The organism is Seonamhaeicola algicola (assembly GCF_007997385.1).
Taxonomy (GTDB): domain Bacteria; phylum Bacteroidota; class Bacteroidia; order Flavobacteriales; family Flavobacteriaceae; genus Seonamhaeicola; species Seonamhaeicola algicola.
On record NZ_VOSC01000030.1, the window covers coordinates 192365 to 211929 of the forward strand.

Below are 19565 nucleotides of genomic sequence, written 5' to 3' on the forward strand. Positions count from 1 at the left end.
CTTTTAAGCTGTTTTTACTTTTAAACGTTTCATTCTTTTCTTAACGTTTGCTTGTACCACATAATGATCTATGGTTGGTGCAAATACGTTCATTAATAATATAGCTAACATAACACCTTCTGGATACGCTGGGTTGAATACACGAATTAAAATAGAAATAAAACCTACTAAAAAACCGTAAATCCATTTTCCTTTATTTGTTTGCGATGCAGTTACAGGATCGGTAGCCATAAACACAGTACCAAAAGCAAAACCACCAATTAGTAAATGATGCCAAAATTCTGTACTCATTAAACCGTAAAACTTACTACTTTCTGTAATCCAACCAGAACTTACAACACCATTAAATATTAAGCCCATTGCTAATGCACCAACCACTGAAGATAACATAATTCTCCAGCTTCCTATTTTTGTGAATATTAAGAATAGTGCACCTATAAGGATTAGTAATGCTGATGTTTCGCCAACAGAACCAGGAATAAACCCAAAAAACATATCGGCAACTGAATAGCCCGCACTGTTACCTTGAGCTAAACTACCTAAAATAGTTTCACCAGAAATGGCATCTAAATTAGCGCCTCCCGCTATTTCTTCAGCACGCTCTACCGCACCGTGTACCCATACTTTATCTCCAGACATCCATGTTGGGTATGCAAAGAATAAAAATGCACGAATGGTTAAAGCAGGATTTAGTATATTCATTCCTGTCCCTCCAAATACTTCTTTACCAATAACAACACCAAAAGCTACAGCTACGGCAAGCATCCATAGTGGAATATCTACAGGAACTATTAAAGGCACTAGCATACCTGTTACTAAGTAACCTTCTTCAATTTCATGACCTTTAATAATACAGAAAACAAACTCAATTGCTAAACCAACAACATAAGATACAACTACTAATGGTAGTACCTTAATTGCACCAATTAAAAAGTTATCTAAAGTCCAGAATTCTGCACTAAAAAAACCTGATGATACAGCTTCAATTTCACCTATTGCTAAATAATGTTGATAACCAGCATTAAACATACCAAAAATTAAACATGGTATTAAAGCCATGATAACTGTATTCATGGTACGCTTTAAATCATCAACTACTTTAATGTGAGTACCGTTGTGTGTTACCTCATCAGGTGTATATAAGAACGTATGAAAACCATTGAACAAAGGAGCCATTTTGGTACCTTCATACTTCTTTTTTAAATTATGTAAATTTTGTTTTAAACCCATTATCCAATCTCTTTAAGCATTAAGTCTAAACCTTCTCTAATTATTTTTTGGTGTGGTTGTTTAGACACACAAATAAATTCTGTTAAGGCAAAATCTTCAGGAGCTACTTCATACATACCTAAAGCTTCCATTTCATCTAAATCTTTATACATACAAGCTTTTAAAATTTGTAACGGATAAATATCTAAAGGAAATACTTCTTCGTAGCCTCCGGTAACCACAAAAGCTCTGTGTTCACCATTAGTATTCGTATCTAAATCGTATTCTTTTTTAGGATTTAACCAAGAAAAGGTTAAAGCTCTAGAAGTTGATACTTTATTAAAAACTGGCTTATTCCAACCAAACAGTTCATAATCATCACCTTCAGGAATAATAGATATAACATTGCTGTAGTAATCTAACTCACCATCTGGTTTTACTTCTTTTCCTGAAAGCACATTACCAGAAATGATACGAACGTTAGCATCTTTAGCTATACCTTTATCATAAACCATTGTAGATATTTCACTTCCTATTTTAGTTTTGAAATATCTAGGAGCCTCAACTGATGAGCCTGCCATGGCTACAATACGTTCTGCATTGAATTTACCTGTTAATAATAATTCTCCAATAATAACAAGGTCTTGTGCACTTACCGTCCACACTGTTTCACCTTTATTAATAGGATCTATGTTGTTAATTTGTGTACCAACGTTACCTGAAGGATGCGGACCAGACACTTTGTGAATAGTTGCGCCAGAAACAGATGCTAGTGGAGAATTAGAGTTTTTACCAACTGAAATATGCACTTTACCTTCTGTAAGCTTTCCTAGTGCTGTAACAGCTGCTTGTAACTCGGCTTCTTTTCCTTGCAATGTAAAATCTAAATCTGCAGCTAAAGGTGCACTAGCATAAGCAGAAATAAAAATAGCTTTTGGTGTTTTGTCTGGTTTTGCAATAACGTCATATGGGCGTTGTTTTACAAATGGCCAGCAACCTGCAGCTAATAAATGTGTTTTCACATCATCTGCTTTTGCAGCATCAACATCAAATTTACCATAATCGTGGTAGGCTTGTGTTTTGTCTGCTTGAATTTTAATTGCTAAAATTTTTCTCTTTTCACCACGTACAATCTCAACTATTTCACCAGAAACAGGAGAAGCAAATTTTACATTTTCGTTAGATTTATCATAAAAAACAGCCTCACCTGCCTTTACTTTAGATCCAACTTTTAATATCAATTTTGGTATAACGCCGTGGAAGTCTTCAGGTCTAATAGTGCTAAAATTGCTTACAATTGCCGTATCTAGAGTTTTTACGGCAGCACCTTTTAGATTTATGTCTAGACCTTTTTTAATACGAATGTCGTTTGACATATTTTTTTTATTGAAATTAGTTGTCTAAAAATCGAGGCAAAAGTACAAATTAATAACACATTTTTTTATTTAATTTAGTTAACGTTATATTATTTATATTCATTCTAAACAACAAAAATAACTTAGGCATTAATTTTGTTTATATTTACCCAAAACAACTTTATATGTTAACAAAGTTTAGCTTCGTATGTATTTTTTTATTGGCAACATTTACAGCATTTAGTCAAATTAATGAAGTAAATGCACCTGAGTATATTAAAACCATTAATTTTAAGGGTAATACACCCGAAACACAATTACCGGTTATAAAATTAGGAACGCCACTAGTATTAGAATTTGATGTTTTAAACGGTAATGAAGATGATTACTACTACAAAATACAACATTGTAATTTTGATTGGACGCCTTCAATTTTAGCAAAATCTGAATACTTAAACGGATTTGACAACCAGCGTATTCGAGATTACCAAAACTCTTACAATACATTACAAATATTTTCAAACTACAAATTAACAATACCAAACCAATTTACACGAGGCATAAAAAAATCTGGCAATTACATAATGAGTATTTACAACAGTTATGATGAGCTTGTTTTTTCAAGAAAATTCATGATTTATGAAAACAAAGCAAATGTTGGCTTAAGCATAAAACGCTCCAGAGATATAAGTTTTATAAACCAAAAACAACGGGTAGAAATTATAATTGATCCTAAAGGATTTCAACTAAACAACCCCATGCAAACCGTAAAAACACTAATAGTACAAAACAACAATTTACACACAGCTATTAACAACCTAAAACCGCAATATACAGTTGGCAATCAGTTAATTTACAAATATGATACCGAAGCCAGTTTTTGGGGTGGTAATGAATATTTTTATTTTGAAAACAAAGATGTTAGAGCCGCCAGCAACGGTGTGCAAAATATAGATTTGCAAACCCTATACCATAACTATTTATATACAAACATACAACGTAGCAACACACCTTACACTTACAACCCTGATATTAACGGAACCTACTTAATTACCAACGTAAACAATGGTGATGTTAGCATAGAATCAGATTACGTTTGGGTACATTTTTCCCTAAAACCCAATCCAACCTTCAACACCAACACACCTGTTTTTGTATACGGAAACTACAACAATTACGCCTTAAACCAAACCAACAAAATGGTTTTTAATAAAAGCAAAGGTATTTACACCGCCAGCATACTACTTAAACAAGGTTTTTATAATTATAAATTTGTTACCCTAAATAACAACACGGTTAACGAAGGCGCAATTAGTGGTAATTTCTACCAAACCGAAAACAACTATAAAGTTTTAGTATATTATAGAGATTTAGGCGCTCGCTACGATAAAATAATAGGTTTAGGCGAAACAACTTCTGTAAACATTAGCAACTAAAACACGTATTTTATCCACTTTTTTCAACCACCATTTAAAAAATTATTATTTTTGCACTGTAAACTTATTGTTTATAAGCACTTAACATGGTACAACAAGTAACAAAAGGTATAAAAATTTCAGTTGAAACTACTTTTGAAGGGTCTTTTTACAGAAACTACAAAATACAATATGCCTTTGGCTATAAAATTACTATAGAAAACCAAAGTAAAGACTCAGTACAACTACAATGGCGTCACTGGGAAATACTCGATGCTTTAAATAATGTTGAAATAGTTGACGGCGAAGGCGTTATTGGCCAAAAACCCGTTTTAAAACCCGGCGAATCACACACATACACATCCGGTTGCCTATTAACATCACCATTTGGTGCCATGTATGGCCATTACACCATGGTAAATTTTACAACCACACAAAAATTTACAGTAGATATACCAACATTTAAACTTAGCGCACCGTTTGCCATAAATTAATTTTTTGGGCGTTCCCCTATCGGGTCGGGCTTTCAACTATATCTTTTTTCGTGCCTCAAAAAGGATGCCGTCTCAATCCCTAACGCAAACCGCCACACCATTTTATACTACAAGTCTTTGTTTTTAAACCCTATCAAACCTAAAAACCACACCCTGCTGTTCTACATGAAAAAACTTACAGTTAGAGTAATGCACAAACTTATAACCTGCATCAAAATTAAAAGCGTTATTTTCAACCTTAAAAATAGCATCACAATCAATATTACCGTAAGGCGATAAACGCCTAAAACGAAACATGTTAGCAATATCGGTTTTATGTAATTCAAACCAAGCACCCGCCGCAATACCCGATAACCACTGTGCATTTTCATGAGCCACATCTACAGGTTTTGGTTGCAATGTACCCACTAAATTTACATTATGATTTTTTAGCTTATCTAAAAAACAACGTAAATTTTCACTTTTTTGAGATCCTGTAAAATTTAAAATCTCACCTGTTTCAAGTACTTCATAAGCATTATTTTCAGTGTTAGCCAACAATACATTCCCCACAGTACTTGGTGTAAACCATTTAGATTTTTGTAGTGCTTTTTTAATACTCAAATCAGTAACCGAAGCAATTAAACTATCAGTAACAAACCGCGCACAATTACATGCATTTTTAATAAAAGCAGCGTACCTAATAAAATGTTTTTGCTGCATATTAGTTATATGCGCTCTAGCTTTTTCATAATTTACAGCATTACAAACTGAGGCTACTAATTTACCATCGCCATGTGTTAATTTTGGGTGTGTTCCTAAAAACTTTAAAATAGCATTTAAATTAGTTATTTGGTTGTTTTTAATAATAGCCTTTAATGGAAAATGAAGTTCATTATCAGTATCAGCACCACGAACGCGCCCCATAGGTTCTGGGGTAATGTAACGTCCAAAATCATGATACTCTAACACACCTGTTTGCTTATTAATTAAAACCAATGCTGCATGACCTGCTCGTAAATAATTTGTTTTACCAATACCCAAATACTTTAAAAATGGCGAATACCATTCATCTGCTACCATTACAATTGTTTCAGGATATGCCAATGTTAAAATTATACCTGTATTACTCATTTACTGTTTGTGGTAAATTAAATATTTGGTTAGCTACTGTTTTATCATGAATATTTTCATAAGCCATATGCAATGTACTACCTTGTTTTTCAATTTGAGTTATACTGGTAGTTTTAACAAAACCTCTATCCATTACAACTCCGTAATTGGGCTTGTTTTTTCCTGCTTCATTATGGAATTCCAATAAATTATCGGCAGTTAAAGCATGTGTTTTTATAAAATTATCAAACCACATGTGGCGCTCAGCTTTCATTACATCATTATACAATGTTGAAGACGACCAAATTTTAGGCGCTAAAGGTAAATTTGTAAAGTGTTTTTGGTTACCGTCCCAAATTAATTCAAAAAATGCCAAGTCTGTATTCCAATCTGCTATAACAATTGTAAACGGTTCAATATCTGTAAAATCATAACTTTCAATGGTGCTTTCTATATCATCAGCAATCATTAAGTCTTTTGCTACTAAACCTCTACTCTTTCTGTATTGAGGGTTTCTTAAATGCGGCTTAAATGCGCCATTCAAAACACAAACAACTCTATGTTTTTGGCTTACACCAACCCATGTTCCGCCAGATTGTTCATCTTTAGGAAACAATGTTTTCACACCTTCAACATTATAAAATTCTGGAGTTAAAGATGTTCTATTGGGTGCTTCATCTCTATTTGAAGTTAAAACAAAATTAGAATTACTAGTAGGAATAATGGTAACTGTACACATGCAAACTGTAGTCTAAATACAAAGCAGCAACTTACAAAAAATAAATAAAAATTAACGTTATTTTATAAAGCTATGTTCAATTAAATCATTTAATAATTCTTAAATTTGCGACCAATTCAATGAAATATTTTTAATAAAAACTAAAAAATCATGGGAAAAGGCTTTTTTAATGTACCAATTGCGGTAAACGAGCCCGTAAAAAGTTACGCTCCAGGATCACCGGAGCGCGAAGCAGTTTTACAAGCTTATAAAGCTATGTTTAACAGTAAAGTTGACGTGCCTTTATATATTAACGGTGAAGATGTTACAACAGGAAATACAAGACAAATATCGCCTCCTCATGATCATAAACATAGTGTTGGAACATACCATTTAGCAGAACAAAACAACGTAGAAGATGCTATAAAAACGGCTTTACAAGCAAGAGATGCATGGGCTAACACGCCTTGGGAACAACGCGCTGCCATATTTTTAAAAGCTGCCGAACTTATTGCTGGCCCGTACAGAGCTAAAATTAACGCTGCCACAATGATTGCGCAGTCTAAAACCATCCATCAGGCAGAAATAGATTCGGCTTGTGAGTTAATAGACTTCTTACGTTTTAACGTACAGTTTATGAGCGATATTTACATGGAGCAACCCGAAAGCACAAGTGATGCTTGGAACCGTGTTGAATACCGCCCATTAGAAGGTTTTACCTATGCTGTAACGCCTTTTAACTTTACTGCTATTGCTGGTAACTTACCTGCATGTATGGCTTTAATGGGTAACGTTGTTGTTTGGAAACCAAGTGACAGCCAAATTTATTCAGCTAAAGTAATTATGGATGTGTTTAAAGAAGCTGGCGTACCTGCTGGTGTTATTAATGTTGTGTTTGGAGATCCGGTAATGATTACAAATACCGTTTTAGCAAGTCCAGATTTTTCAGGATTACACTTTACAGGTTCAACCTTTGTTTTTAAGGAACTTTGGAAACAAATTGGCCAAAACATTCACAACTATAAAACATACCCAAGAATTGTAGGCGAAACAGGCGGAAAAGATTTTATTGTTGCACATAAAACAGCAAACCCTAAGCAAGTTGCCACCGCTATTGCACGTGGTGCCTTTGAGTTTCAAGGTCAAAAATGCAGTGCAGCTTCAAGAGTTTATGTAGCTAAAGGCATTTGGGAAGCTGTAAAAAACCATTTATTAACCGATTTAAAATCGTTTAAAATGGGATCGCCTGAAGATATGAGCAACTTTATTACAGCTGTAATTCATGAAGGCTCTTTTGATAAATTAGCAAAATACATTGACCAAGCAAAAGCTGATGATGATGCTGAAATTATTGCTGGAGGAAATTACGATAAAAGTAAAGGTTATTTTATTGAACCTACAGTTATTGTAACCAAAGACCCAAAATACACTACCATGTGTACAGAGCTTTTTGGTCCGGTAGTAACTATTTATGTTTATGAAGATGATGCTTACACAGAAACTTTAAAGCTTGTTGACAGCACTAGTGAATATGCCTTAACAGGTGCTATTCTTGCTGCAGATAGATACGCTATAGTTGAAGCTACCAAACTATTACAAAACAGCGCAGGTAACTTTTACATTAATGATAAACCAACAGGTGCCGTAGTTGGCCAACAACCGTTTGGAGGCGCTAGAGCTTCAGGAACAAATGATAAAGCAGGAAGCGCCCAAAACTTATTACGTTGGGTATCTCCAAGATTAATAAAAGAAACGTTTGTTACACCTACAGATTACAGATATCCGTTTTTAGGCTAACGACTCTTTTTTATAAAATTAAAAAGCGAGCTTTTAACAGGCTCGCTTTTTTTGTTTCAATATTTTTTGAAAAGCAATATCATTTATGTTTTCAAAATTAATTATCTTTCCATTAAAAATTGCGGCATATTATTTGCTGTTTATGTGCATATGAAAAAACTTCTATTAATCTTTTGCGCCATAGCTCCGCTGCTTTCGTTTGGGCAAGCAAACAAACTATACAGACAAGCGGTAAGAGCTACAGATTTAAATGAAAAATTAAACCTATTAGACCAAGCTATTACGTTAGAACCCGACCATTTAGATGCCTATTTTTTAAGAGCCATTACTAAAAATGATATAGGAGACTACAGTGGTGCCATTGTTGATTATTCTAAAATTATATTAAACAAGCCCGATGCTGATAGCTATTTTAACCGTGGAAACTCAAGGTTTAGTTTAAAAGATTTGGTGGGTGCTAAAAATGATTATGAAAAAGCCTATGAACTAGATCCTAGTTTTATTGATGCGCTTTATAGTTTAGCTTGTGTAAAATATGATTTAGAAGATTACAAAAATGCCATAGCAGATTTTGATAAAGTTTTAAGAATAGCACCAAATTTTCCAAACGTGTATATGCTTAGAGCTGCTTGCTACAAAGCACTAGATAAACCAAAAAAAGCACTGGAAGATTACACTTTAGCTATTTATATTTCACCAGACGCTAACACATTTTACAACCGCGGTGTGTTTTACATGGATATTAATTATTACGCCAAAGCAAATAGAGATTTAACCAAATCTATAAGATTAAACAGTAATAACACTTTTGCTCATTTTTATAGAGGCGCTTCATTTTTATTACTAGGAAAATACACCGAAGCTGTTGATGATTTTAACAACGCTTTAGCGCTAGATGCTTTAGATTTTGATGCACTTTTAGGTTTGGCTCTAACCTATTTTAAGATGAATAATTTTGAAAAAGCCACAGAAAACTTAAACAAAGCCAAAGCCATACTAAACCCTAATAAAGATTTGGAACCTTCGGAAGTTTTTGAAAACACCTACTGGCAGCAAAACCAATATTATTTTTTTATAAATAACATTAAAGCCTTAGAAAATTCTATTAAAAATTAGCCTTTAAATTTTTTAGGCAAATGCACTAATTTCTTGGTTTCAAAGAAATCTTCAGTATAATAATCTGTTAGGTTATAAATTTTAGCTGTTGTATATTCTTTTAGCTCATCGGTTAAATCGCCGCCTTTTAAATACAAAATACCATTTTTTAAACTGTTATTTTGATTTTTAGCAATTTTACCTTTAGTCCAATGTACAAAAGTTGGCATTGCAGCTACGGCCCTACTTACAATAAAATCATAAGTATCATTAATTTCTTCAACGCGTGTATGTGTAGTTTTCACATTTGTAATACCTAAACCGTCAACAACCTCATTAACAACCTTTAATTTTTTTGCAATACTATCAACCAAATGAAAAGTACAATTAGGAAACATTATTGCTAATGGCACACCTGGAAAACCTCCGCCAGTACCAACATCCATAATTTTTGTACCATCTTTAAAGCTTATAAGTTTTGCTATTGCTAAAGAATGCAATACATGCCTTAAGTAAAGTTCATCAATATCTTTTCTAGATACTACGTTAATTTTCAAGTTCCAATCTTGGTAAAGCGCTTCAAGTTTTTTAAACTGTTGTATTTGCGTTTCGGTTAGGTTAGGGAAATATTTTAAAATGAGTTCCATTAGTTATTACTTTTCAAAAAATAAATACAATAAGAAAATCAATGAATTAAATAAAAATTCAATTTTTTATCACACTTATTTAAATCTGTTAAATTTTCAACAAAAATATACTTTTTAAGTACATATTTTTACATAAAAACGTTATTACTTCATAAGGTTTATACCTATCTTTGCCCGTTGAAAAGCAAAGACTAAACTAATTTTTAGTAAGAAAAAATAAAGGCATGGCTAAACAAACCCTATCATTTTCACGCACAGACTCTGCAAAATTTTTTAGAACATTAAACAAAAGAGTAAACAGCTACTTTAAAGAAAACAATATAAAACGCACCGGTAATTGGAAACTTTGGATGAAAACCATTGTAATGTTTTCAATATTTTTAGCTCCATACTTTTTAATTTTAACACTAAATTTTCCTAATTGGGTTAATTTACTATTAACCATTGTTATGGGGGTTGGTATGGCCGGAGTTGGCATGAATGTTATGCATGATGGTAACCATGGCTCTTTTTCTAATAAAGAATGGATAAACCGCTTAATGGGTAGCAGCATTTACATACTAGCTGGTAATGTTTACAACTGGCAAGTACAACATAATGTTTTGCACCACACATATACAAACATTCATGGGCACGATGAAGATTTAGATGCTGGTAGAATTTTACGTTTTACAAAACACTCTGAATGGAAATGGTATCATAAATTTCAACACTACTACTCTATTTTATTATACGGTTTACTAACAATAAATTGGGCCATTACTACAGATTGGCAACAAATGAGGCGTTATATGAAACGTAAATTATCATACGGAAAGTACCCAAACCCTGTTTGGAATTGGAGCAAACTTGTTATTTCAAAAATTATATACGTTTCTATTTGGATTGTTTTACCAATGCTTATTTTAGATATTGCTTGGTGGAAAATTTTAATTGGCTTTTTTATAATGCATTACACTGCTGGCTTAATTTTAAGTGTTGTTTTTCAATTAGCACATGTTATGGAAGATGCTGAAATGCCATTGCCACAAAAAGATGGCACCATGAAAAATACTTGGGCTGTACACCAACTAAAAACTACTATTAATTTTAGTACTAAAAACAGCATTGTAAATTGGTTTACTGGTGGTTTAAACCATCAAGTAGAGCACCATATTTTCCCGCATATTAGTCATATTCACTACACTAATATTTCAAAAATAGTTAAAGAAACAGCTAAAGAATTTAATTTACCTTACAACGAATACAAAACTACACGTAAAGCCATTATTGCTCATTTTAAACATTTAAAAGAAATGGGCATGAAACCCGCTTTACAAGTCTAACAACCACTATTAACTTAAAAGATGAACTTACTATCTGATAGAATTTTAAACATGGCTACTTCAGCAACCTTAGCCATGGCTGCAAAAGCAAGAGAATTAAGAGGCGAAGGCAAAGACATTATTGGCTTAAGCCTTGGAGAACCTGATTTTAAAGTGCCAGATTTTGTTAAAGATGCAGCAATTGATGCCATTAACGAAGGCTACAACTCATATACACCTGTTGATGGTTATGCCGATTTAAAGGATGCAGTTATAACAAAATTTAAACGCGATAACAATTTAACTTATACACCTTCACAAATTGTAGTTTCAACGGGTGCAAAACAAGCACTATTTAACGTTGCTGGTGTTATGTTAAATGATGGAGACGAAGTTATTTTACCATGCCCATACTGGGTAAGTTATGCCGATATTGTAAAACTTTTTGGTGGTGTTCCTGTTGAAGTAAAAACATCTATTGAAACAGATTTTAAAATGACTGCTGAACAATTAGAGGCAGCCATTACGCCTAAAACTAAAATGATGTGGTTTAGCTCACCATGTAACCCAAGTGGCTCTGTTTACAGTAAAGAAGAATTAAAAGCATTGGTTGATGTTTTAGCTAAATACCCAAATATTTATGTGGTTTCTGATGAAATTTATGAACACATAAACTACGGAAAAGGCCATACAAGTATTGCTGAATTTGATGAAATGTATGACCGAACAATTACAGTAAACGGTGTTTCAAAAGCCTTTGCCATGACTGGGTGGCGTGTTGGTTTTATTGGTGCTCCCGAAAAAATAGCGCGCGCATGTAACAAATTACAAGGGCAAACAACCAGTGGCACTAATTGTATTGCACAACGTGCTGTAATTACTGCTTTAAACGAATCGCCATCACGTATAAAATACATGATTGATGAGTTTAATATTCGTAGAGATATTATATTAGATTTATTAGGTGATATTGAAGGTTTTAACACTAACACACCTGACGGTGCTTTTTATGTGTTTCCAGATGTTTCTTATTTCTTTGGAAAAACCTTAAAAGGAAAAACTATAAACAATGCTACAGATTTTTCACTTTACTTACTTGAAGAAGCCTTAGTTGCAACTGTTACTGGTGATGCTTTTGGAAATCCTAACTGTATTAGAATTTCTTATGCAGCATCTCAAGAGCAAATAAAAGAAGCTATTAAAAGAATTAAAGAAGCAGTTAGCTAAACTAACGTTATTAAATCATACAAAAATGCCATTGTAAGTGTTTTACAATGGCATTTTTTTTAAATAAACTTTTACCTACAAATCTGTTAAAAAAAGCTTCAAAAGCAATAAAACAGTAACCTATAGTTAATTACCTAGTAACATTTAAATAAAAAAATACAGCTAATATTGTTAGTTATTTTTATTAAAATGTTGCAAAAAATATTCACGCTCTTATTACTTCTTTTTAGCTTATCAAATTGGTCTCAAAATCTAAAGTTTGAAACTTTTGAAACTAGCTCAGGCTTATCAAACAACTCCATTACAGATATTGAAAATGATGCTAACGGTGGATTGTGGATTGCTACTTGGGACGGACTTAATTATTATGATGGTGATAATTTTACTGTTTTTAAGCATAAAAAAAATGATGAAACCTCACTTCCTGGTAATGATATTATACAACTAGCTAAAGATAAAAACAACAGTATTTGGTTACTAACTAAAGACTATAAGGTAAGCCAATACCTTGGCAACAATACATTTCAGCATTTTAATTTTACAAATCCAGTTATACGTATTTATAACAACAATACTAAAAACATTGTTGTGCAAACTACTAAAAGCTTATATGTTTATAAAAATGGAGGTTTTAAAAAAACATACAATACCCAAACACATACAAATAACAACTACAACGCCTTTAAACAAACTTTATTAAAAAAATACCCTGACGTAATTGTCAATGATATTATTAAAGATGATAACGGAAATATTTGGTTTGCTACTAGAAATAACGGGCTATTTATATTACCTAACACACCCGAAAATATAAATAACACCAAAATAGACCATTATGTTAGTGATATTTATTCTAACTATAGTTTTAAAAGTAACGAAATTAACACCCTACACAAAGATGTATTTGGAAACATTTGGTTAGGCCATAAAGATGGAGGTTTAAGCATGGCCTATTCTAATTCTGAAAACATTAAAACAATAGCTTCTCACCCAAAAAAATTCCCTCATTTACCTAACGAAACTATTAGAGCCATTACTAAAGATGATAATGGCAATATTTGGTTGGGTTATTATACAAAAGGTCTTTATTTTTTTAGTAAAAAAACAAATTGCTATTTAGAATTTGAAATTAAAGAAGCTTTAACTAATAGTAATTGGCTTCGTGTAAGGTCATTATTCACAGCATCTGATGGCTCTCTATGGGTAGGAACCTACGCTGGTATTATAAAAATTAAACAAAACAAATACACATTATACAGTGCTAGCAACACGCCAGAATTACCTAATAACAGAAATTACAACTTTTTTGAAAGCAATAAACAACTATGGATAGCTTGTTGGGGTGGTTTGGCCAAATTTAATTTAAACAAAAATAAATTTGAACACTTTAAAAACGAAGACACCTTATTAAAATTCAATATTAGAAACATAATAGTAAAAAACAACAATATTACAATTGCTACAGAAAACAACGGTGTTCTTATTTTTGATATAAAAAAAGGCGATTTAAAAAAAATAACAACCAAAAATGGTATACTAGGCAATAGTATTTTCTCTATTTATTTTGATGAAAACACCAATAATTACTGGTTTGCTTCTTTAGGTGGTGTAAGTGTTTACAATCTTGAAAATGGTTTAGTAAAAAACATTACTGAATTTGATGGTTTACCTAGCCATATGGTTTACAGCTTAGTTAATAACTTAAATAAAGTTTGGGTTAGCACAACCAAAGGTATTGCAGCCATTAATAAAAACACGTTTAAAGTACATGCTACCAACCCAAAAGAAGGTTGGCAAGCTGCAGAATTTTCTGAAGGCGCCTATTACCAAGATCCCAAAGGTATTATTTACTTTGGCGGCATTAGAGGATTAAATTTTTTCCACCCAAATGATATTAAATTTAAACACCCCATAGCCAAACTAAATATTTTAATTAACAAAACTCCTGTTGTAAATGATACTATTGTTAAGGCACACTACAATAATAATTTAAGTGCTAATGTAAAAACTATACTATTTCCAAGTAACACAAAAACATCAATTTACTACAAGCTTAATAACTTTGATACTAATTGGCACTTATTAAAAGGTAATACAATATCATATAACAATTTACCTTTTGGGTTTTATGAACTACTCATAAAAAATGGCAATTTACAGGTACCTGAAACCAAAGCTTTTGTTTTAAAAATAAACAAACCTTTTTATAATACTTTTACATTTTATGCCTTAGTAACGTTTTTTGTATTAGCATGTGTTGGATACATTTCTTTCATTAGGCACAGAAGCATTAAACACCACAACAAAAAATTAGAGCAGCAAATAGCCTTAAGAACTCACGAAATTGAACAACAAAAAGAACATTTACTTATTGCTAACAATAAACTTGACGAAAAAAATAAAGAAATTTCTATTCAAAAAGAAAAACTTTTAAAGCTTCATAATAACCTAAAAAGTGAGGCTTTTGAAATTGAAAAATTTAAAACATTTGCTTTATCTGAATTTAGAGAACCTGTTTCAGAAATAATAAAACAAACACAAAATATAACTTCACAACTTGAAATAAAAGAAACCATTTTAAAACAGGGTAGCAAACTAATTAACTTAATTTCTGAATGGAATTATCTAGACCATGTTAAAGATTTAGGAAAACCCAAAAGAACCTCAGTAAACATTCAACCTATAATTGAAAAATTTATTGAAAAGCAAAAATTAATACTTCAGCAAAATACTATTAATTTTAATTGTGAAATAACCTCAAAAATTCCATGGGTAGAAATAGATATCTTACGCTTTAAGTTACTGTTACAATACATCTTTCATGATATTATTAAGTATTCAGATTCTGAAACACAATTAAATACCATTATTAAATACAAAAACAATGCTTTAACAATAATTACAGAATCTAATAGTGAAACACTAAAAAGCAATTGGTACAACATTAAACATTACAGCCCCTATTTTAGGGCATCAAAAACACTAATAAAAGATTTAAACGCTACCATTACCCATACCACAGAGCATATATTTAAAAACCATATTTTTATACCTGTAACTGAGGTTGATACTAATGCACAAGTAATACAAACAGTGTCTTGGAAACACTTAAGCTCAACTTCTAAAACCATTTTAAATGGTAATAATATTCTTGTTTACTGCCACCAAAACAATTTTGATATAGCAAACCAATTACTATTAAACAAAGCCTATAATTTAATTTTTGAAAACGAAGTTACTAATGCCGTAGCCGTTACTAAAAACAGTATAATTAACGCTATAATACTTTATCAAGCCTCTATAAATAGCAAATTAGTATCATTTTTAAATACATTAAAGCAAGATTTAGCTTCGCAAAATATTCCTATTATTTATATATCTGAGGCTATTGATTATAATTTGCAGGAGCAATCTATTGAATTAGGTATAGATACCGTTATACAACTACCTGCTACCAGAAACTATATAAGTAAAAAAATAACAGCTTACATAGAACAAAAAAGCACTAAAAGTAACCAGAAACTTCAACAACAAATTTTCAAAATATTAACAGATAAAAATGATTTAGAAACGCCTAATGAAAAACTAATAAAAAAAAGCTTACAACTCATAAAAAACAATATACAAGACACCAACTTTAATGTTGAAAAGCTAATTACATTATTAGAAATTTCACGGGTTAAATGCTATAGAGTATTTAAAGAAGTACTAAATCAATCTCCATCAGACATCATAATAAAACTAAGGTTAGAAAAAGCTTGCTACTTACTAAAAAACAAAAACCTAAACATATCTGAGGTTAGTTTTGAGTGCGGTTATAATGACCCCAAGTACTTTAGTCGCTTATTTAAAAAAACATACAGCATTAGCCCTAAAGCTTATAAAGCACAAAACACCAAACCCGCTGTTAATGCCAGATTATAACAATGTTAACCTACTGTTACTGTAACAAAAGTGTTGCTTTTTTAAACATTAACACCCCTCAATTGTAACAATAGTACACTTTACTGAAACATTTTTACACCATGAAAAAATGCCTTTAAAATAGTTTTGAAACACAAACTAAAAATTAAAAACATGATTAATAAAATTTACTTTTTGTTGTTATTTAGTATTGGTTTTACAACCTTTATTAATGCACAAACAACTATTAAAGGAACAGTAACATCTGCCGCTGATGGTATACCTATTCCTGGTGTAACTATTGTTGCTAATAACCAATTAAACAATGGTACTAGTACAGATTTTGATGGTAACTTTACCATATCATTAAAACAAGAAAACGGTGTTTTAAAATTTTCATACATAGGGTATGCAACTAAAGAAATAGCTTATAATGGCAACCAAACCATTAAAATTACTTTAGAAGAAGAAGCCAGCGCCCTAGAAGAAGTTGTTTTAATTGGATACGGTTCCTCTAAAAAAGGCGATTTAACTTCGGCTATTTCTAAAGTTGAAAATATTAAAAGTATTGCTAGCCGACCCGTAAATAATTTAACTGATTTTTTACAAGGAAATGTGCCAGGTGTAACCGTTTTACAAAATGGTGGAGACCCTACTAGTGGCGGCAAAGTTGTAATTAGAGGTATTGGTTCTGTAAACCCAAATTCAGAAAATGTATTAACTGTGGTTGATGGTGTACCTTATTATGGGCCTGCAATAAACCCTAATGATATTGAATCTGTTTCTGTATTAAAAGATGGTGCCGCAGCAGCTATTTATGGTGCGCTTGCAAGCTCTGGTGTTATTGTTATTCAAACTAAAAAAGGTAAAAAAGGTAAACCTAGAGTTAGTATTGATACATATACAGGCTTTAAACAAGCTACCAATTTACCAACAGCTTTAAATGCTCAGCAACAAGCACGTGTTTATAACCAAGCTACAGATAATGCTGGAGACCCAAGACAGTCTGCACATGATGCTGCTCAAAATCCTTGGGGTCAAGTTACCAGAACAAATTGGGTTGATACTATTTTTAGATCTGCCGCTACAACAAACATAAATGCCAACGTTAGTGGTGCCGGAGATAACTACAACTACTTAACATCATTTAGTTATAATACTACCGAAGGCGTTTTACAAGGCACAAACTCTGAACGTTATTCGTTTAGAGTAAAATCTGATTTCGACTTATCTGACAAAATAACTATTGGAGAAAACGTATATTTTTCACAAACTGAAGCCTTAGGTACCAATACCTCAAGTGGTTATTCTGGAGCTATTATAAATGCAATTTATATGCCAGCTGCTGCACCTGTAAAAGATGAAAACGGTCTTTTTCATGGTGTTGTGCCTTTCAATTTGGCGCAATTTGCAGGAGCTTATGGTGATGTTTACAACCCTATGGCTTTATTACTAGCACCAACAAGAACAAGACCTTCAACTTACATTAATGCAAATGCTTATTTAAATTATGAAATTATTGAAGGGTTAAACTTTAAAACAAACTTTTCTTATGCTACAACACACAATAAATCTAAAACATTTACACCCAGACGCCCAGAATTAGGCAGAACAAACCTAACAAATGCTTTAGACCAAAGTAATTCTAACGACAGAACCTGGATTTGGGATAACCAATTAACCTACGTAAAATCTTTTGGTAACCATAACATAAACCTAACGGCTATACATTCTGCACAAAACCAAAAGTATGAATCATTATCGCAACGTGGTGAAATTTTTAGTACCGAAGCGCCTTTTAATCAATTTTTAGAAAATGCTTCAGTTATTAGAAATCCGTTTTCAAATGCTTTTGAGCGCGCCTTAAAATCTGTTATTAGTAGAGCCATGTACAACTACAACAGTAAATACTATGCTAGTTTTAGTTTTAGGCAAGATGAATCATCTAGACTTTTCAAAACAAACCAAAAAGATGAGTTTTTCTCAGGCTCATTAGCTTGGAGAATTTCAAATGAAAACTTTTTTAACAGCAACGTTATTAATGATTTAAAATTAAGAGCCTCTTTTGGCCAATTAGGAAACATTAACTCAGTAGAGTCTTATTCATTTGATATACCTTTAAGCAGTGGTTTAGAAATTATTGGTAGTAATGGTGAAAGAATAAGCAGATCAGTTTATGAAAGAATTAAATCTAACCCAAATTTAACCTGGGAAACCTCAGAATCTACAAACATTGGTGTTGATGTTGCCCTTTTTAATAGCTCTTTAACTGTTATTGCAGACTATTTTGAAAAACGCACAAAAGATATGCTTTTACCTGATGATGGCGACGCTCATATTGGTTTAAGCTCTGGAGTTGTTAACGGTGGTGAAGTTTTAAATACTGGTTTTGAAATAGCTTTAAATTATAAAAACAACATAGGAGATCTTAATTTTAATATTAACGCTAACGTTTTCTCTTTAATTAAAAATGAATTAGTAAGCTTAAATGGAAATACACAGGTTTACAATATCCCTCAAACTGATGAAACCACAGCAAGACAAGTTATTAGGCCTTTTAGAACCCAAGTTGGCCAAGAACCTTTTTCATATTTCTTGGTTCCTTATGAAGGCATCTTTCAAAACCAAGATGAAATTAATGCACATAATTTAAATGGTAACTTAATTCAACCTAATGCTGTTCCGGGTGATTTAAAATTTACAGACACCAATAACGATGGTAAAATAACCCCAGATGATAGAGTTTTAATGGGTAGCTACCAACCAGATTTCACTTATAATATTGGAATAAATTTAGATTATAAAAATTTTGATTTAAACATGATATTTCAGGGTGTAAGCGGCTCCGAAGTGTTTAACGCTTACAAATACTCTACATACAATGCATCATTACAAGGGTACAATTTAGATAATAGAACACTAAATGCATGGACACCTACAAACACCAACACAAATATTCCTAGAATATCTACCAAAGATAACAATAGCAATTTTGGTACAAACTCTAGTTGGTATTTAGAAGATGCATCATACCTAAGATTAAAAAACATAACACTAGGGTACAATATTCCTGCAAATGCAATGAACAAGTTTATTAAAAATGCATCACTAAGAATTTATGTTTCTGCCGAAAATGTGTTCACTATTACAAATTATAGTGGAATAGACCCAGAAGTTGGTGGCTATGGTTTAGATGTAGCCAGATACCCATTATCTAGAACCTTTACTACAGGTTTATCTTTAAAATTATAGTAAAACTATATATAAAAAAATTAAAAAAATGATAAAATCAATTATAAAATTAACCAA

The 19565-nt window shown here is 32.0% G+C and carries 13 protein-coding genes; 8 read left to right on the forward strand and 5 right to left on the reverse strand.

Annotated elements, in window-relative coordinates; all coding sequences use genetic code 11:
- Window positions 1–3: 3 nt before the first annotated feature.
- Both FUA26_RS13220 and FUA26_RS13225 read right to left on the reverse strand, forming a co-directional pair.
- Complete coding sequence (locus FUA26_RS13220) at window positions 4–1230, reverse strand: NADH:ubiquinone reductase (Na(+)-transporting) subunit B (RefSeq protein ID WP_147137034.1); 1227 nt, start codon at window positions 1228–1230, stop codon at window positions 4–6.
- Window positions 1230–2585 (reverse strand): Na(+)-translocating NADH-quinone reductase subunit A, encoded by a 1356-nt coding sequence (locus tag FUA26_RS13225; RefSeq protein WP_147137036.1) that lies wholly within the window; start codon window positions 2583–2585, stop codon window positions 1230–1232. The genes FUA26_RS13220 and FUA26_RS13225 overlap by 1 nt, the downstream gene beginning before the upstream one ends.
- Before the next feature lie 164 nt (window positions 2586–2749).
- Between FUA26_RS13225 and FUA26_RS13230 the strand changes: the two genes are divergently transcribed.
- Together FUA26_RS13230 and apaG are read left to right on the forward strand one after the other, a co-directional pair.
- Window positions 2750–4000, forward strand: a complete 1251-nt coding sequence (locus FUA26_RS13230; RefSeq protein ID WP_147137039.1) for a type IX secretion system plug protein — start codon at window positions 2750–2752, stop codon at window positions 3998–4000.
- Window positions 4001–4086: 86 nt separating this feature from the next.
- Window positions 4087–4473, forward strand: coding sequence for a Co2+/Mg2+ efflux protein ApaG (gene apaG / locus FUA26_RS13235; protein ID WP_147137042.1), 387 nt, complete (start codon window positions 4087–4089; stop codon window positions 4471–4473).
- A gap of 123 nt (window positions 4474–4596) precedes the next feature.
- On the opposite strand, the gene FUA26_RS13240 is transcribed toward apaG, so the two are convergent.
- Window positions 4597–5586, reverse strand: a complete 990-nt coding sequence (locus FUA26_RS13240) for a DUF6695 family protein (RefSeq protein WP_147137045.1) — start codon at window positions 5584–5586, stop codon at window positions 4597–4599.
- A complete protein-coding gene (locus tag FUA26_RS13245; RefSeq protein ID WP_147137047.1) occupies window positions 5579–6304 on the reverse strand; it encodes an NRDE family protein in 726 nt (241 codons plus the stop codon). Before FUA26_RS13245 ends, FUA26_RS13240 begins: the two co-directional genes overlap by 8 nt.
- Before the next feature lie 150 nt (window positions 6305–6454).
- On the opposite strand from FUA26_RS13245, the gene pruA reads away from it, so the two are divergent.
- Entirely contained in the window at window positions 6455–8080 is a 1626-nt protein-coding gene (pruA, locus tag FUA26_RS13250) for an L-glutamate gamma-semialdehyde dehydrogenase (protein WP_147137049.1), read from the forward strand.
- Window positions 8081–8230: 150 nt separating this feature from the next.
- Window positions 8231–9196, forward strand: a complete 966-nt coding sequence (locus FUA26_RS13255) for a tetratricopeptide repeat protein (protein WP_147137050.1) — start codon at window positions 8231–8233, stop codon at window positions 9194–9196.
- Here FUA26_RS13255 and rsmG read toward each other — a convergent pair.
- Complete coding sequence (gene rsmG / locus FUA26_RS13260) at window positions 9193–9822, reverse strand: 16S rRNA (guanine(527)-N(7))-methyltransferase RsmG (protein ID WP_147137052.1); 630 nt, start codon at window positions 9820–9822, stop codon at window positions 9193–9195. The two genes, FUA26_RS13255 and rsmG, sit on opposite strands and share 4 nt — an antisense overlap.
- A 224-nt stretch (window positions 9823–10046) precedes the next feature.
- On the opposite strand from rsmG, the gene FUA26_RS13265 reads away from it, so the two are divergent.
- The 4 genes from FUA26_RS13265 to FUA26_RS13280 all read left to right on the forward strand — a co-directional run bounded on the left by FUA26_RS13265 (window position 10047) and on the right by FUA26_RS13280 (window position 19508).
- Entirely contained in the window at window positions 10047–11147 is a 1101-nt protein-coding gene (locus FUA26_RS13265; protein WP_147137056.1) for a fatty acid desaturase family protein, read from the forward strand.
- A 21-nt stretch (window positions 11148–11168) separates the two neighbouring features.
- Window positions 11169–12353, forward strand: coding sequence for a pyridoxal phosphate-dependent aminotransferase (locus FUA26_RS13270; protein WP_147137059.1), 1185 nt, complete (start codon window positions 11169–11171; stop codon window positions 12351–12353).
- A gap of 189 nt (window positions 12354–12542) precedes the next feature.
- Complete coding sequence (locus FUA26_RS13275) at window positions 12543–16277, forward strand: two-component regulator propeller domain-containing protein (protein WP_147137062.1); 3735 nt, start codon at window positions 12543–12545, stop codon at window positions 16275–16277.
- A 153-nt stretch (window positions 16278–16430) separates the two neighbouring features.
- The gene (locus FUA26_RS13280) at window positions 16431–19508 is read left to right on the forward strand and encodes a SusC/RagA family TonB-linked outer membrane protein (protein ID WP_147137065.1); all 3078 of its coding nucleotides are present in this window, start codon (window positions 16431–16433) and stop codon (window positions 19506–19508) included.
- Window positions 19509–19565: the final 57 nt, after the last annotated feature.